The following is a 13,586-nucleotide window of genomic DNA, read 5'->3' on the forward strand; positions in this document are numbered from 1 at the left end:
CTCCCAAGCGTGTTTTAACCTATTGTTGTTCATTGAGATAACGTTCTTTGAGTTTGTGTTTTATGCGGTTCAGCCTTGTGCTTATATTCGTTGCAGTTAGATCAAGTATAGCAGCAATTTCCTTATTGGAATATCCTTCGGCCAAAAGGATGATAATAGCCTTGTCACAATCCTCGAGGGTGCTAACCAACCAGGCAAATTCCTGGATAAAATCTGCGCTCACATCAGCGCAAGAAGAAATATGATCAAGGTGCAGTTGCGACAACGATTCATTTGCACCCAAGTTGTGATCCTTTTTCCTCTTGGCTAAAATTGTGTTAAGGGCTACCCTGTAAATCCAGGTGCTGATCTTTGAATCACCTCGAAATGTTGGAAAGGAACGCCAAAGCTGTAAAATGACATCCTGCCTGGCATCTTTGAAATCATCAGATCTGGAAAAATAAGTGTTGCAAATACTATTGATTATACCAGTGTTTTCCTGGATCGTTTTGATAAAATCTTTTTCAACAGACATAAGTACTGAGTTTCAAGAGCATTTTTATTGTTAGTATGTTTTCTAGTTGAGATTGTCACAAATTCGCTTTTTTATTTTATGTTAACATTTCTTTCTGCTTGGAAGAACATGGCTATTAGGTTAGGTATCCTGCTTTTTAGCACCGTAAAGGACGCGATTAGATGGCCAGGATCCTTCTTAGGCTTTTCTCTTTAAATTGCTTGATAACCTTCAAATCAATCGGAAGCTTCTCACAGTATGGGAAGAATTATCGAGGCGGATAAGGTAGTTAGTAGTAATATTCCACGATTGATTAGTGTGACGGTTTTGCAAAGAATATTAGGTTTTTTATTGAGCTGGTCACCAGACAAAGTAAATGCATGTGGTACATAGTTTTATATTTAGATTCCAACGCCGTATCCTAGCCAGTACCTGAGTGCCTGAAATAATATCTCATGATTAGTATGGAATTTTATAATCGAATCATCTTTGGCCTGATTGCCTGGTTTTTTTGTACACCTTGCCTAGGACAACAAAAGTATGAACGCGAGTTCAGCATCAAGCACAAGGCTGTTCCTGCAAAGGCAATTGATTTTGTTTCCTCGGTGTTTAAGAAGTCAAAAATCCATTGGTATGGCGAAGAGAGTCTGACCGGAAAGTCGGTAGAAGCCAAGTTGAAATATTCAGGCAAACGTTACAGCATCGAGTTCGACGAATCCGGAGAAATTCAGGATGTTGAAATATTGTCAAGTATTGGTAAAATGAATTCAAGTGGGCAAGCAAAACTGAAAGATTCCCTAAGCAAATCCTTTTCACGTTATAAAATTGTAAAGACCCAATTGCATTGGAAGGGACCCGAGCACATCTTAAAAGAATCTTTGCTTGCAGACATTGCTGTAAAGGGTGTTCTGGTCCGTTATGAAATTATCTTGAAAGGGTCTCGCCGCAAAGTTGAGCGCTATTATGAAGTACTTTCTGAAAATGACGGGACAATCGTTAGCATTAAGGAAATTGTACAACGCAACACTGATAACTTGATTTATTGATGTACAAAGCCCTTCTTGGTTGTTTTTTATTTGTATTAACTAGTGCAACCGCTTTTGGTCAGGCCAGTTACAAGGCTGGGTCAATTCCCCAACTTAATGTCAACGTCAAAGTTGCAGAAAACTGGAAGTTGAACACGAAATTGGAGGCAAGACAAATTTTTCGAGAAAAACAGCGCGAGGCGCCATTGAATCAGCAGTTGAAATATGAAAGAACGGATCTAAGCTGGGTACTTACCAAAAAGATTTCAGCAGACAATACAATAGGTGGGGGGTACCTGGCCAGGTTAGAGGACGGCCAATTTACGCATCGCCTTATACAACAGTTTAGTAACGTAAAAGAGCTGGAAGTCTTCATTATCGCCCATAGAGTTGTCTTGGATGAGACGTTTAGTGATGGGAGTCCACCAGAATTCAGGCTTCGGTACCGCTTTGGAGGTGAAACGCCGTTAAGCGGCCAGCAGATTGATCCAAAGGAATTTTATGGGAAAGTCAATAACGAATATCTGGCCCTTTGGTCAGACAAAGAAGCAGATTTGGAGATCCGTGCATCACTTGCCCTGGGATACAATGCAACCGATGATAATAAAATTGAGCTTGGTTTAGAATACCGTGTGAATGGATTTTCACAGGTGGTTAGATCCCACCAACTGTGGTTAACTATTGGATGGTTTCTAAGTATATAAGGCCGGAATTACAGTTAAAAACCTGCTTGATGAAAATAGAAACGTTTGGATATCCCAGGTAAACCATGGTTGGGACTTGCTTCTGGGTTAAACCCGAAGTAAGGTACGACTGATGATGTTTTTAGTTTACCCTTTCATGTACAAGATGTATTCATCTTTAAAATCCAGCGAATAGAAGCGCGATATTTTCCAAATTTTCTGATACGGTATTCTGATTAAAAAATCTGAATCATCTGCGGATTTGTTGACATGGACCTTACAGTTTATACCTGATTGGGTGACCTCAAGAATGTCTATGAAATCCTGTTTTAATAAAATTGGTCCATAAATAGGATCTATGCCATCAGTAAAGGAGTATTCTGCGTGTACAAGAAAGTGAACAGATGGCTCAGAGAGATCATCTAGCACTTGGTTGATAACAGTTAGCAGCATTAAGTCAATTGTGGGCATCTTCATCTCATTAAGCCATTGGATGATTATAGGGCAGCCTTTTAATTACATGTGTTATTACGCCGTTCATTTTGGAGTTATAGTTGATAGAGCTCTTACAAGTAATTGAATTACGAAGAGCAAGTATTTCCTTTATAAATTATATTTATTATTGTTACCTTTATGTATTAGACATGGGCAGGAACATTAGAAAATTCAATGCTACGATGGCGCTAAGATGGTTGATCTTTTTGCCGTTTATTTTCGCTGTCTGTGTTGTGCTGGGCGTTTTGCAAGGTATAGGGAGTATTTTGAAGCGGATGTGCTCGATCATGCTACAAGATATGGGCGTGTAGCCCTAAATACAGGAAGTTCTATGAGTCCACCAATTTGCAGTAGCAGTGGCAGCGCTTGCTACCAGTCATTACCTGGAATGCTATGATACTTGTCGACCTGCTGATTATACTGTCCACGGGGGTTGTCTTTTTTTTAATTGCCAATCACCTGGAAATTGCCAGACAGCATGCTATGGTAGGCGGTACAAAACATGCCTGTAGTAGAAGCAGGTACAGGGTAGAAAGCCAGCTGGATGGTCTATTGTCACGTTACAATAAAGGCCTTTTAAGTGAGAAACAATACTGCGAGCAAAGTGATGCTTTGATTGACCAACTGGCAGATCTTTTGCAGGAAGAAGCCAGTTAAGCCCTCGGTTTATATTAAGATATCCTGAAAAGTAGTACGATACTGATAAACCAAACATGGCAGGGTTATTCAAAAATTCTGGCAGCATTGATAATTAATCAATACAGCGAAACCAAGGGTTGGCCTATCTGACTGATAACCTGCGCCTTTTAATAAGCTTGAATGTAGGCGAGCTAGCGCCGAATATGAACCGGCTTCTATTGCAAATAGCCTCGCACCGCTCTGCAATCCGATCAAAAATTTCAAGCCTTTCAGTGTTGAGTACATTCAGTTTGCCAGTGAGCAGGCTTATCTCTGCATTAAACATTTCCATTTCTGAAATCAGCAGGTAACAATGCGGGAGTGAAAACTGCTGCTTTTGCCCCGAAAATATATACGTATCAAGCTGAGCAACCATCTCTTTGAAAACATCGAGTATCACTTGATTACTATGAAAGTAATCTTGAATGTCCTGATTGTGAGATGGCCTGGAAAAGTCATAAGGTGCATTCAGACGGTTTTGTGCGTAGATCCTACGGTAAAGGGCACTAATTTGTTTGCGCCGGGCATGATCGATTGTAAGATCACTGATCATACACCGGTTTATCAACTGCGCAGTTCGCTTTACACTTTGGCCTGCACCTTTGATCAGCGATTTGCGCTCGGTGGCTGCCTTAAAATATTTTTCAAACACATTAAAATAGTGGGTATTAACTCGTGAGTAGGCTTCAAGCGACTTTTGTAATCCATCCGTAGCATCCATTTCACGCTTTGGCACATAGATTTGGGACGCGCTTACGATTTCGAGAATAGAGCAAGCATAATTAATGCGCTGAGCGAGCGATTTTTCAAATGGCGTTTTGACTAGCAGTAAAGTTTCAGGCATATCTATCATCATTGACAAGGGGGGACAATGCGCCACTATGGGTGATGCAAATCAGGTGAAAGCTTATTTTAAAGATATATTAGCAGGCAAGCAGCGCGCTAATCTGCCAGCGGCAGAGCAGACAGTCTTATTGAAACGGCGGTGCCCTTGTCTTTCATGGATTTTACACTAAGCTGCCCTTTGTGTATGTCGATAATCTTCTTTGCAATGGTGAGCCCTAAACCAAAGCCTGGCACATTTCCCACATTACCAGCCCGCATCATCGGTAAAAACACATCATCTAGCTCAGCGCCCGGGATGCCGATACCCAGATCAGTGACTGTAATAATGACCCACGAAGGTTCTAAATCAACTTTTAGCTCCACTGGCTCTTGCCGTGAGTATTTGCTTGCGTTATCCAGGATATTAGTCAGAACCGTACGCAGTAGCGTCGCATTCCCTAGAATCCTAAGATTAGAACTTTGCTGGGTAAAGGTATCTGTCAGTACCAGGTCAATTTGCTGGTCTGGCCGCTTCTCACCAAAGTAGGTGATTGTATCCAGCACCGTATCGACGATGTTAATTTCATCGCGGACTCTTGCAGACTGCAAACCTTCGACTTCCGCTAAATGCAGCAGTGAGTTGGCAAGCTCGATAGCACCTTCTAAGCGAACCAGCGCCTTTTCCATACTTTGCTGGACATCGGCTAGCTGCTTATCGTAAGCCAGCGAGGTTTCAAGGATTCCCTTTACAACTGTTAGGGGTGTGCGGATCTCATGTGACGCGTAGGAAACAAAATGCTCCTGACTGATAGCCAGTGCGTTTAAACGGCTTAGCAGCTCATTAAAGGAATTTGCCAGATATGCAGCTTCATCAGCACCTTTGCGGCCCTGCAACCGGAATGAAAAGTCGCTCACTGCCGCCGGGTCCATCTGAGCGATCAGCTCGTCGAAGGGTCGCATGGCGCGGCGCGCAAAGAAAAACCCGGCAAAAGCAACAATCACCAGCAGAATAATATTGCCGCTGGCCAGAATAAAAAAAAGGCTCTCACTTGCTTGTATCCCGCTAAGATCGTGCGCCGTGACAACAGAGACGTAACGCTTTCCATCCACTTTAAAGGACAAGGCAATACCTTCTTTAACCCTTTTTAAGGGTCTGGATTTATAACTGAAATAGACTTCTTGCTTGCGGGCTTCATTAAGGAGTTCCGAGGTAAGCTTATAATCACTCGTTCCCGAAGACTCATAAATAACCTTGTTGCTGCTATCTACCAAAAATTCGTGCTGGTCGGGAAGGGTCAGGTAGCTGGAACGATGAAATTCAAGGCGGTTTTCAAAATATAATTGTCCAGCCACTGCCCTGCGCTGAAGGCGGTTACGCATCAGCGACTGTCGGTAAGATTCATAAGCCTGGTAAATGAAGATTGAAAAGACTAGCAACAGAGCCGCTACCAGAAAGCCAAAAACGATGGTAATGCGTTGCTTAATACTCATGGCTCCGGCCCCATCAAATAGCCGACCCCGAACACAGTATGTAGCAGGCGCGGTTCCGACTTGTCGATCTTGCGGCGCAGGTAGTTCACATACACATCAACTACGTTTGTGTTGGTATTAAAATGTACATCCCAGACATTTTCAAGCAGATCCACACGGTTGATGACCTTCCCCTGGTTGAGCATAAAGTATTCCAAAAGCGCATATTCTCTGGCAGTCAGCTCGACCCTTTCGCCAGCGCGCCAAACCCGGTGTGAATCCGTTTCTACTTCCAGGTCAAGAAGTTGCAGCCGCTTGGGCCTGGGAGCCCGCGATGGATGACGTCTTGCCAAGGCCTTCAAACGAAAAAGCAGTTCTTTAAAGGCAAAAGGCTTTGCCAAGTAGTCGTCAGCACCCGCTTCAAAACCCATCACTTTGTTATCAAGGCTTCCCAGGGCCGTCAGCATGATCACCGGCACGGCTGGCCAGTTCTGCTTAATGAACCTGCAAAGGTCGTAACCGTTCAATCCAGGCAAATTCACGTCTAGCACAACAACGTCAAACTTGTTCTCATTGACCATACTTCTTCCGATCACCCCATCGAATGCTATCGCAACGGTCGCACCCTCTGACTGCAACCCTTTCTGAATGAACTGCGTAAGTTCCAGGTCATCTTCAACAACTAAGACATTCATGCTGTTATTTTCTGGCTATTTGACGGAGTAAAATTAGGGATCGGGATTAGAATATCGTTAAAAACGGGCCCTTCTCACCAAATTCTAATAACCTTCTCACCACCCTCTAACCAGGTGCACCTTTAATTTGAAGCCAGTAAGATGTACCCCGGCGCCAAACAAGGCGCTACTCGATATTAAAGCTATGAGCCGCTGTCTAATCCTAACCCTTTTTGTAACGCTCGTCTTTTACCGGCATCCACCTGCTCTGGGGCAAACCCTGAGTTTGGAGGGAGCCGTTGAAGCGACCATCAACCATTATCCTACGCTGGCAGCGCAAAGATCTGCGCTTGAAGCCTTCCGTGCCAATTTGCAGGTGCTGCGTGATAACCGGCTTCCTAATGTCAAATTGCATGACCAGGTTAACCTGGGAACAGCCAACGGGCTTTCGGGATCTTACTTTTCGATGGGCCTTATTGTTCCCACGTCTGGTGGAAGAAGACCCGAAAACGCATCTGATCTGGCTTCGGGCAATATCGCACTGGCTTCTGCCGACTGGGAGATCTATAACTTTGGCCGCTTTGGGGCCGAAAATAAACTGGCCAATGCCGACATCGCAGTAGGGGAGTCGGGACTGGAACGCGAGCAGTTTGGACTTCGCCAGGTCGTTATTAAAACCTATCTGGATTTGGTATGGCTCAGGCAAAACCTCAAAATCGAGCAGCAGAACCTGGCCAGGGTTGATACAGTCAGGCGTATTATCAATAACCTGGTACAAAACGGCATCCGGCCGGGACTGGATTCTTCACTGGCTTCTGTCGAGCTATCACGCGCCAAGCTGAGCTACTATCAGATGCAGGAAGAGTACCGTAGGGCCAATGTCCAGCTGGCAACACTCACGGGCCGTCAGGTAAATGAGCTGGAAGTGGATACCACCTTCAATGGTGGTTTGCTGCTGGGAGAGCCTGCTCCAAGTACAGTGCTGACATCGCATCCACTGCTCAGATACCGCAGTAACCTGCTTACCCGTCAGAATGCAGAGATCGACATGATCCGTAAATCTGCTCTGCCCCGGGTTACGCTGCTTACTGCTGTCTCAGCAAGAGGAACCAGCCTTGATATTGATAATAACTTCGGCCCAATCCGTCAGGGCTTCGGCTATAGCCGTACTAATTTTTTAGTGGGACTGGCCGCAACGGTCAACCTCATTGATTTCAAAAGGGTCAAAACACGCGCTATCCAGCAGCAGTGGCGTGTGCGCGAAGCGGCAAGCCTCTTGACTGTCGAGCAGGTGCAACTGCAAAACACACTAGCGATGGCAGACTCTGTAATGTCGTCCATCCGACTTTCCCTGCGTGAGCTTCCCGTCACGGTAAGATCCGCTACACTTGCCTACCAGCAACGCATGTCACTTTATAATAATGGGATAGAAAATATCTTGGGTATCACCGATGCTTTGCAGCTTTTGACCAGGGTTGAGCGGCAGGTGATCGACGTGCAGCGCCGCGCCGTGGCAGTCAGACTGGAAAAGGCCTATGCTACCAGTGATTTTGAACCATTTTTTGATCTTTTCAGGCGTCCATAACCCTGTATAAATATGCTATCAGCTTCATTAAAACGCCCTATATCAGTCATGGTACTTATTGCGGGGCTTGTTGTTTTCTCGGTTATGTCGGCTAGCCGCATACCGATTGATATTTTTCCACGGCTTAACTCACCGGTGATTTATGTGATCGAACCTTACGGGGGTATGTCTCCTGCGCAGATGGAAGGTTTCTTTGCTACCCGTATGCAGGACCAGTTCCTGTACATTGGCGGTATCAAAGAAATTTCCAGCAAAAGCGTCCAAGGGCTTACTGTTGTCAAGCTGGCTTTTTACGAAGGCAGCGACATGGCCCAGGCCGCAGCCGAAGTTGCTATCCAGGTCAACCGGGCGATGAAGTTCTTTCCCCCCGGCGCATTGCCCCCACAGGTAGTGCGTTATGATGCATCGTCAGTTCCGATTGGTGATTTGGTATTCAGCAGTAAAACACGCTCGCTTAAAGAGATCCACGAACTGGCCGTTACCCGGATCAGGCCACTATTTTCAACCGTTCCTGGACTTACTGCGCCGCCTCCGATCGGTACCAACTCGCGCACGATCGTCATCAACCTTGACCCGCAGAAAATCCGCAGCCTAAACATTTCGCCTGACGAAGTAGTGGAAGCCCTTGCTGCCAATAACGCGATGACCCCTTCTGGTAACATCCGGATTGGCAATACATCTTATATAACCACGCTCAACTCGCTGGAAGATCAGGTCTCAGACTTTGGCCAGATCCCCGTCACCACAGACGGGCACCGGACCGTGTTCCTTCGTGATTTGGGTAATGTGGCTGATGCATCGGATGTGACGGCTGGGTACGCCCTGGTCAATGGCAGCCGATCCTCTTACATTCCGGTTGTGAAAACCGCTGACGCATCCACATGGGATGTGGTGACAGCATTAAAAGCCAGGCTTCCCGAAATGCGCAGTCTGCTTCCCGACGACATTGAAGTAGCTTACGAATTCGACCAGTCCATTTTTGTAATCAATTCTGTAAAAAGCCTTCTGTTTGAGGGAGGGCTGGGCGCAATTCTGACAGGCCTAATGGTACTATTGTTTCTGGGCGACTGGCGCTCTTCGCTGATTGTAATCATTACGATCCCTGTCTCTATCGTCGCCGCCGTGCTAATGCTAAGCCTTGCAGGTCAAACGATCAACATCATGACTTTGTCGGGCTTGGCACTAGCCATAGGCGTGTTGGTAGATCAGGCCACGGTGACCATTGAAAACATTCACCAGCACATTGAGATGGGCAAGCCCCAGAAACAGGCTATTTACGATGCCTGTAAGGAAGTAGCCCTGCCGTTGCTGCTGATCCTGCTTTGTATTATTGCCGTCTTTGCGCCTTCTTTTATTATGTCGGGCGTTCCCAGGGCGATGTTCTTGCCGCTGTCGCTTTCGATTGGTTTTGCCATGACGGTATCCTATTTCCTGGCTCAGAGCCTGGTGCCGATCCTTGCTAATTGGATGCTCAAAGAGCATGTGCATGAGAAATCCGCTGGTGCCGAGCGTAAGGTTACTTTTTTTGATAGGGTAAGGGGCGGCTTCATGCGCCAGAATGAGCGTTTTGTCAAAAGCAACAAACTCGTTGTTGGAGCTTATCTCGTTGTCGTTTTTGCGTTGGCGGCAGCAGGATTCGTCTGGATTGGGAAAGACATGCTTCCGCAGCTGAATTCCGGCCAAATGGTGATCCGCATGAAAACACCCGATGGGACAAGGCTTGAACGGACCGAGGAGAAGGTAAGTGAGCTGTTGGCATTGGTCAACCAGGCTTCTGATGACCACCTGGCGATTTCGTCTGCTTATGTGGGCGTTGTTCCTACCAACTACGCGACTACTAATTTATATGTAAGCACGAGCGGCCCCAATGACGCGGTGATCAAAGTTGGCCTTGATCCTGAGTATAAAACCAATATGCAGGATTTGAAAGAAAGGATCCGAATGGCCGTAGCCGAACAGATGCCAGAGATTACATTGTCATTCGAACCAGCTGATTTGACTGAAAAGCTCATGAGTGGCGGGGCTTTTACACCTATAGAAGTACAGGTTGCAGGAAGGGATATGAAAGAAATTGAAGGCTATGCAAATAAACTCGTGAAGGGGTTGTCACAGCAGGATCATCTGCGGGATGTACGTATTATTCAACCGCTTAAATTCCCGGTCATCAATATTAAACTCGACCGTCAGAAACTGGCAACAATGGGACTGAGCTTACAGCAAACCGCGCGATCGATCACGGCTTCAACATCATCGAGCCGCTACACCGAAAAAAACCAGTGGCTCGATCAAAAGGCAGCCTATACTTACCAGGTGCAGGTCCAGATCCCAGAATTTGCGATGCGAAACATGGCCCAGTTACAGGAAATCCCGCTGGTAGCAGGTCAGCCCAGACCGGTGCTAGCCGATGTGGCAACCTTTTCGGTTGATACACTTCCAGGGGAATACGCCCGTATCGGGCCGCGGCGCTTTGTAACCGTTTCAGCCAACATCCATCACCAGGATTTGGGTAGTGCCACCCGATCAGTTGAAAAAGTAATCACAGGGTTGGGAGCGGCTCCCAAAGGTCTGGTAACAGAAGTAAAGGGAATGTCATCGCTTTTGACCGAAACACTGGACAGCTTGCAACTTGGACTGGGCATTGCAATTGTGGTGATCTTTTTGCTTTTGGCTGCTAACTACCAATCATTTAAGTTGTCGCTGGTGATCCTTTCAACAGTGCCAGCCGTAATCGTGGGCTCAATTGCATTTCTGCTATTGACTGGCAGTACACTAAACCTGCAATCTTACATGGGTATCATTATGTCAACGGGTATTTCCGTTGCCAATGCGATCCTGATCGTAACCAATGCCGAGCGGCTGCGATGGGAGTACCGCGACGTGCGCCGGGCAGCATTAGAAAGTGCAGGTGTGCGTTTAAGGCCAGTGTTAATGACCAGCTTTGCCATGGTGGCAGGTATGGTGCCAATGGCTTTGGGAACCGGGGAAGCCGGAGAACAAGTTGCCCCACTTGGTCGCGCGGTCATCGGCGGGCTGATCGCTTCGACGCTGGCAGCCCTTTACATCGTACCCCAGGTATATGTGTTTTTACAAAATAAAACAGCTTATAAAGATCCATCCCTTTTACCCCTTGAAAACGCGCTACCCACTCCATCAGATTTGCATGTCAATGGGCACTCAGACCAAACTACTTATGAAAAACATAGCATATAATTGTCTTGCCCTTGCAATTGGGCTAACCGTGTTCAGCGCTTGCTCGTCCTCAGAGTCTGCCGACACTAAAACACAGAAAAAAAGCGTGAGCAAACCAGCTGTAAAGCTTGGGATGGTAAGCTCTGCGAAAGTAGGCCAGCACGTTCAGCTGCCTGGCGAATTCATGGCTTTTCAGGAAGTGAGCATCTACCCAAAAGCAGACGGGTTCGTAGAAAAAGTGCTTGTAGACCGTGGTAGCAATGTCCGCAAAGGGCAGGTGTTGATGGTCTTGGAGGCTCCTGAAACCGAAGAGCAGTTGGTAGCAGCCCGCTCCAATTACCTAAAAGCAAAAGCCATGCTGGTGGCTAGTCACGAGCATTACAAAAGGCTAAAAGCCAGTGCCGGCATCCGTGGATCTGTGTCAGCGCTGGACCTGGAAAGCGCCAATGCGAAAATGATGGCAGACAGTGCAGCGGCGATGGGGGAGCAGGCTAACTTTAATGCGCTTACCAAGATCAAATCTTATCTTACAGTGCGCGCGCCCTTCGATGGCGTCATTACGGAAAGGAATGTTCACCCTGGTGCGTTGGTTGGCTCCGGAGTGCGCCTGCAAGGGCCGATGCTGATGCTCCAGCAGCAAAACCGGCTTAGGTTGGTCGTAGATGTGCCTGAGACATATAGCGTTGGATTAAAGCAAGGAAAGCAGGTCAGTTTCACAGTTAATGCAATGCCTGGCGAGCAATTCAAGGGTAAGGTCAGCCGCCGCTCTGGAAATATGAACCAAAAATTCCGCTCAGAGACTATTGAAATAGATGTAGCAAATGCCAAAGGGGGAATTAAGCCTGGTATGTTCGCCGAAGTTGTCTTCACTCCGGAAGGTACACAGGGTGCTCTTACCGTGCCAGCAGAAGCGGTCGTCACATCGACAGAAGGGCAGTATGTGATTAAGGTCAATCAGGGAAAAGCCCAGTTTGTTGAAGTCCGTAAAGGCATGCAATCGGATGAGATGACAGAAGTTTTTGGCGCGCTTCGGGATGGCGACCAAATTATTGTCAATCCACGAAATGATATGAAAGATGGGGCGCAGGTTGCCATGAATTAGAGCGAGGGAAATTTGAAGTTACTTGGATCTCTAACTTGTCATTACCATGATACTACTTGATCTATTATGCCTGCTTATTTTGGGTGTAGTGTGTTTTTGGGTTCATTATCTTTCTACTGTCCTTACTTCAAACAAAAGCAGAAATAAACGTAGACTGCGAGCAAAGCAGAAAAGGAAGATGTCTAAATCCCAGATTAAAAAGGAACTGGATAATTTACTGGTGCAATACAATCAGGGCAGTATTAGTGAGCAGCAATACTATGAAAGAGCCAACCCATTGATTGATAAATTATCTGATCTATATTCGGAAGTTGTATGGACTTATGAGGCACATAATAATACTTATTAAACCCTAAGAAATCTCGTAGATGAACACCGATAAAGAAAAAGATAATCTATCACCATTTAAGCCCAATGACCACCTTGCCAACGAGCGGACTTATCTGGCTTGGGTTAGAACTGGCATCGGCATCATGGCTTTTGGCTTTGTGGTAGTAAAATTTTCGCTTTTCGTTAAACAGATTGGTTTTGTATTGCATACGAAAGTAACTGCGCCCTCTCATGGCTATTCATCGATAATCGGAATTATTCTGGTCGGCCTGGGTACGCTTTCCATCCTGTTTGCTTTCTTACAATACCGCAGGACTGAAAGGCAGCTCCAGACCGGAGAGTACAAACCCACTACAGTACTTACCACAGTGTTAACTGGGGTTATTTTCCTGATTAGCATTCTGCTGATTGCATATCTATTACAGAGTGTATAGTGCCAGCATAAGTATTATGCAAAATGGTTGAAGATTAAATCTTAATTCATGCTTTTCACCCTTTTACAAGGCTTACTACAAAGCAGCCAATGATCCCAAAGATACCTTTTCAGGGGAAAGCCGTCTGCAAACAGATATTTATTTTGGGCTCAACAACCGAATTGCGCATCTAGCTATATTCAATACCGATGGCTGTCTGGGACCGCCGTTTTATTTAACTGTCAATACTTTTGAAAGATATTATTGGAAACATGCTATCATCGATCGCACTTGTATGTACCCCATTTTTCAGACAGCCATTTGTTGTTGTATTTCTTTTTTCAGCAGCAATTCTTTCCATTCAAAAGGGGTCATATTGCCGAGTCCTTCATGAGGTCTTCGCTGGTTATACTCTTCGATCCACTCCGCTGTTAATTGTCTGACCTGGTCAAGGTCGAAAAATAAATAGGCGTCCAATACTGCTTCTCTGTAAAGCCTATTAAACCGTTCAATGAACCCATTCTGCGTGGGTTTTCCTGGTTGGATAAACCGAGTTTCGATATTCCTAGCTGCACACCAAATTGCAAAATCCTTCGAGGTGAATTCTGGTCCGTTGTCCGACCT

Annotated in this window: 12 protein-coding genes; 7 read left to right on the forward strand and 5 right to left on the reverse strand. The window is 45.9% G+C overall.

What is annotated here, in order from left to right; genetic code table 11:
• Window positions 1-19: 19 nt before the first annotated feature.
• Window positions 20-514, reverse strand: coding sequence for an RNA polymerase sigma factor (locus B5X68_RS27995; protein WP_082218081.1), 495 nt, complete (start codon window positions 512-514; stop codon window positions 20-22).
• Between the two features lie 443 nt (window positions 515-957).
• On the opposite strand from B5X68_RS27995, the gene B5X68_RS28000 reads away from it, so the two are divergent.
• From B5X68_RS28000 to B5X68_RS28015, 3 genes are all read left to right on the forward strand, one after another.
• Window positions 958-1,539, forward strand: coding sequence for a hypothetical protein (locus B5X68_RS28000; protein ID WP_082218082.1), 582 nt, complete (start codon window positions 958-960; stop codon window positions 1,537-1,539).
• The gene (locus tag B5X68_RS28005) at window positions 1,539-2,222 is read left to right on the forward strand and encodes a DUF2490 domain-containing protein (protein WP_082218083.1); all 684 of its coding nucleotides are present in this window, start codon (window positions 1,539-1,541) and stop codon (window positions 2,220-2,222) included. The genes B5X68_RS28000 and B5X68_RS28005 overlap by 1 nt, the downstream gene beginning before the upstream one ends.
• 867 nt (window positions 2,223-3,089) lie before the next feature.
• A complete protein-coding gene (locus B5X68_RS28015; protein WP_082218085.1) occupies window positions 3,090-3,353 on the forward strand; it encodes a hypothetical protein in 264 nt (87 codons plus the stop codon).
• A 124-nt stretch (window positions 3,354-3,477) separates the two neighbouring features.
• On the opposite strand, the gene B5X68_RS28020 is transcribed toward B5X68_RS28015, so the two are convergent.
• The 3 genes from B5X68_RS28020 to B5X68_RS28030 all read right to left on the reverse strand — a co-directional run bounded on the left by B5X68_RS28020 (window position 3,478) and on the right by B5X68_RS28030 (window position 6,364).
• Entirely contained in the window at window positions 3,478-4,218 is a 741-nt protein-coding gene (locus B5X68_RS28020; RefSeq protein ID WP_082218086.1) for a hypothetical protein, read from the reverse strand.
• A gap of 98 nt (window positions 4,219-4,316) precedes the next feature.
• A complete protein-coding gene (locus tag B5X68_RS28025; RefSeq protein ID WP_170916758.1) occupies window positions 4,317-5,636 on the reverse strand; it encodes a sensor histidine kinase in 1,320 nt (439 codons plus the stop codon).
• Window positions 5,637-5,686: 50 nt separating this feature from the next.
• Window positions 5,687-6,364 carry a response regulator transcription factor gene (locus tag B5X68_RS28030; RefSeq protein WP_082218088.1) on the reverse strand — a complete coding sequence of 226 codons (678 nt, stop codon included), beginning with the start codon at window positions 6,362-6,364 and terminating at the stop codon, window positions 5,687-5,689.
• A gap of 184 nt (window positions 6,365-6,548) precedes the next feature.
• Here B5X68_RS28030 and B5X68_RS28035 point away from each other — a divergent pair, with 184 nt between their 5' ends.
• From B5X68_RS28035 to B5X68_RS28055, 4 genes are all read left to right on the forward strand, one after another.
• Window positions 6,549-7,928 (forward strand): TolC family protein, encoded by a 1,380-nt coding sequence (locus B5X68_RS28035; RefSeq protein ID WP_082218089.1) that lies wholly within the window; start codon window positions 6,549-6,551, stop codon window positions 7,926-7,928.
• A gap of 48 nt (window positions 7,929-7,976) precedes the next feature.
• Entirely contained in the window at window positions 7,977-11,138 is a 3,162-nt protein-coding gene (locus B5X68_RS28040) for an efflux RND transporter permease subunit (protein ID WP_229208601.1), read from the forward strand.
• Window positions 11,119-12,219, forward strand: coding sequence for an efflux RND transporter periplasmic adaptor subunit (locus tag B5X68_RS28045; protein ID WP_166444595.1), 1,101 nt, complete (start codon window positions 11,119-11,121; stop codon window positions 12,217-12,219). The genes B5X68_RS28040 and B5X68_RS28045 overlap by 20 nt, the downstream gene beginning before the upstream one ends.
• Window positions 12,220-12,587: 368 nt before the next feature.
• Window positions 12,588-12,983, forward strand: a complete 396-nt coding sequence (locus tag B5X68_RS28055; protein WP_082218093.1) for a YidH family protein — start codon at window positions 12,588-12,590, stop codon at window positions 12,981-12,983.
• A gap of 288 nt (window positions 12,984-13,271) precedes the next feature.
• Here B5X68_RS28055 and B5X68_RS28060 read toward each other — a convergent pair.
• Window positions 13,272-13,586: integrase core domain-containing protein (locus tag B5X68_RS28060; protein ID WP_141110449.1), on the reverse strand; the 315-nt coding region annotated here is incomplete at its 5' end.

Source organism: Dyadobacter psychrophilus (genome assembly GCF_900167945.1).
GTDB classification, from domain to species: Bacteria; Bacteroidota; Bacteroidia; order Cytophagales; family Spirosomataceae; genus Dyadobacter; species Dyadobacter psychrophilus.

Excerpts from the sequence above, each read along its gene's own strand:
- B5X68_RS27995 (WP_082218081.1), bottom strand. The coding sequence starts at position 514 with ATGTCTGTTGAAAAAGATTTTATCAAAACGATCCAGGAAAACACTGGT.
- B5X68_RS28000 (WP_082218082.1), top strand. The coding sequence starts at position 958 with ATGGAATTTTATAATCGAATCATCTTTGGCCTGATTGCCTGGTTTTTT.
- B5X68_RS28005 (WP_082218083.1), top strand. The coding sequence starts at position 1,539 with ATGTACAAAGCCCTTCTTGGTTGTTTTTTATTTGTATTAACTAGTGCA.
- B5X68_RS28015 (WP_082218085.1), top strand. The coding sequence starts at position 3,090 with ATGATACTTGTCGACCTGCTGATTATACTGTCCACGGGGGTTGTCTTT.
- B5X68_RS28020 (WP_082218086.1), bottom strand. The coding sequence starts at position 4,218 with ATGCCTGAAACTTTACTGCTAGTCAAAACGCCATTTGAAAAATCGCTC.
- B5X68_RS28030 (WP_082218088.1), bottom strand. The coding sequence starts at position 6,364 with ATGAATGTCTTAGTTGTTGAAGATGACCTGGAACTTACGCAGTTCATT.
- B5X68_RS28035 (WP_082218089.1), top strand. The coding sequence starts at position 6,549 with ATGAGCCGCTGTCTAATCCTAACCCTTTTTGTAACGCTCGTCTTTTAC.
- B5X68_RS28040 (WP_229208601.1), top strand. The coding sequence starts at position 7,977 with ATGGTACTTATTGCGGGGCTTGTTGTTTTCTCGGTTATGTCGGCTAGC.
- B5X68_RS28045 (WP_166444595.1), top strand. The coding sequence starts at position 11,119 with ATGAAAAACATAGCATATAATTGTCTTGCCCTTGCAATTGGGCTAACC.
- B5X68_RS28055 (WP_082218093.1), top strand. The coding sequence starts at position 12,588 with ATGAACACCGATAAAGAAAAAGATAATCTATCACCATTTAAGCCCAAT.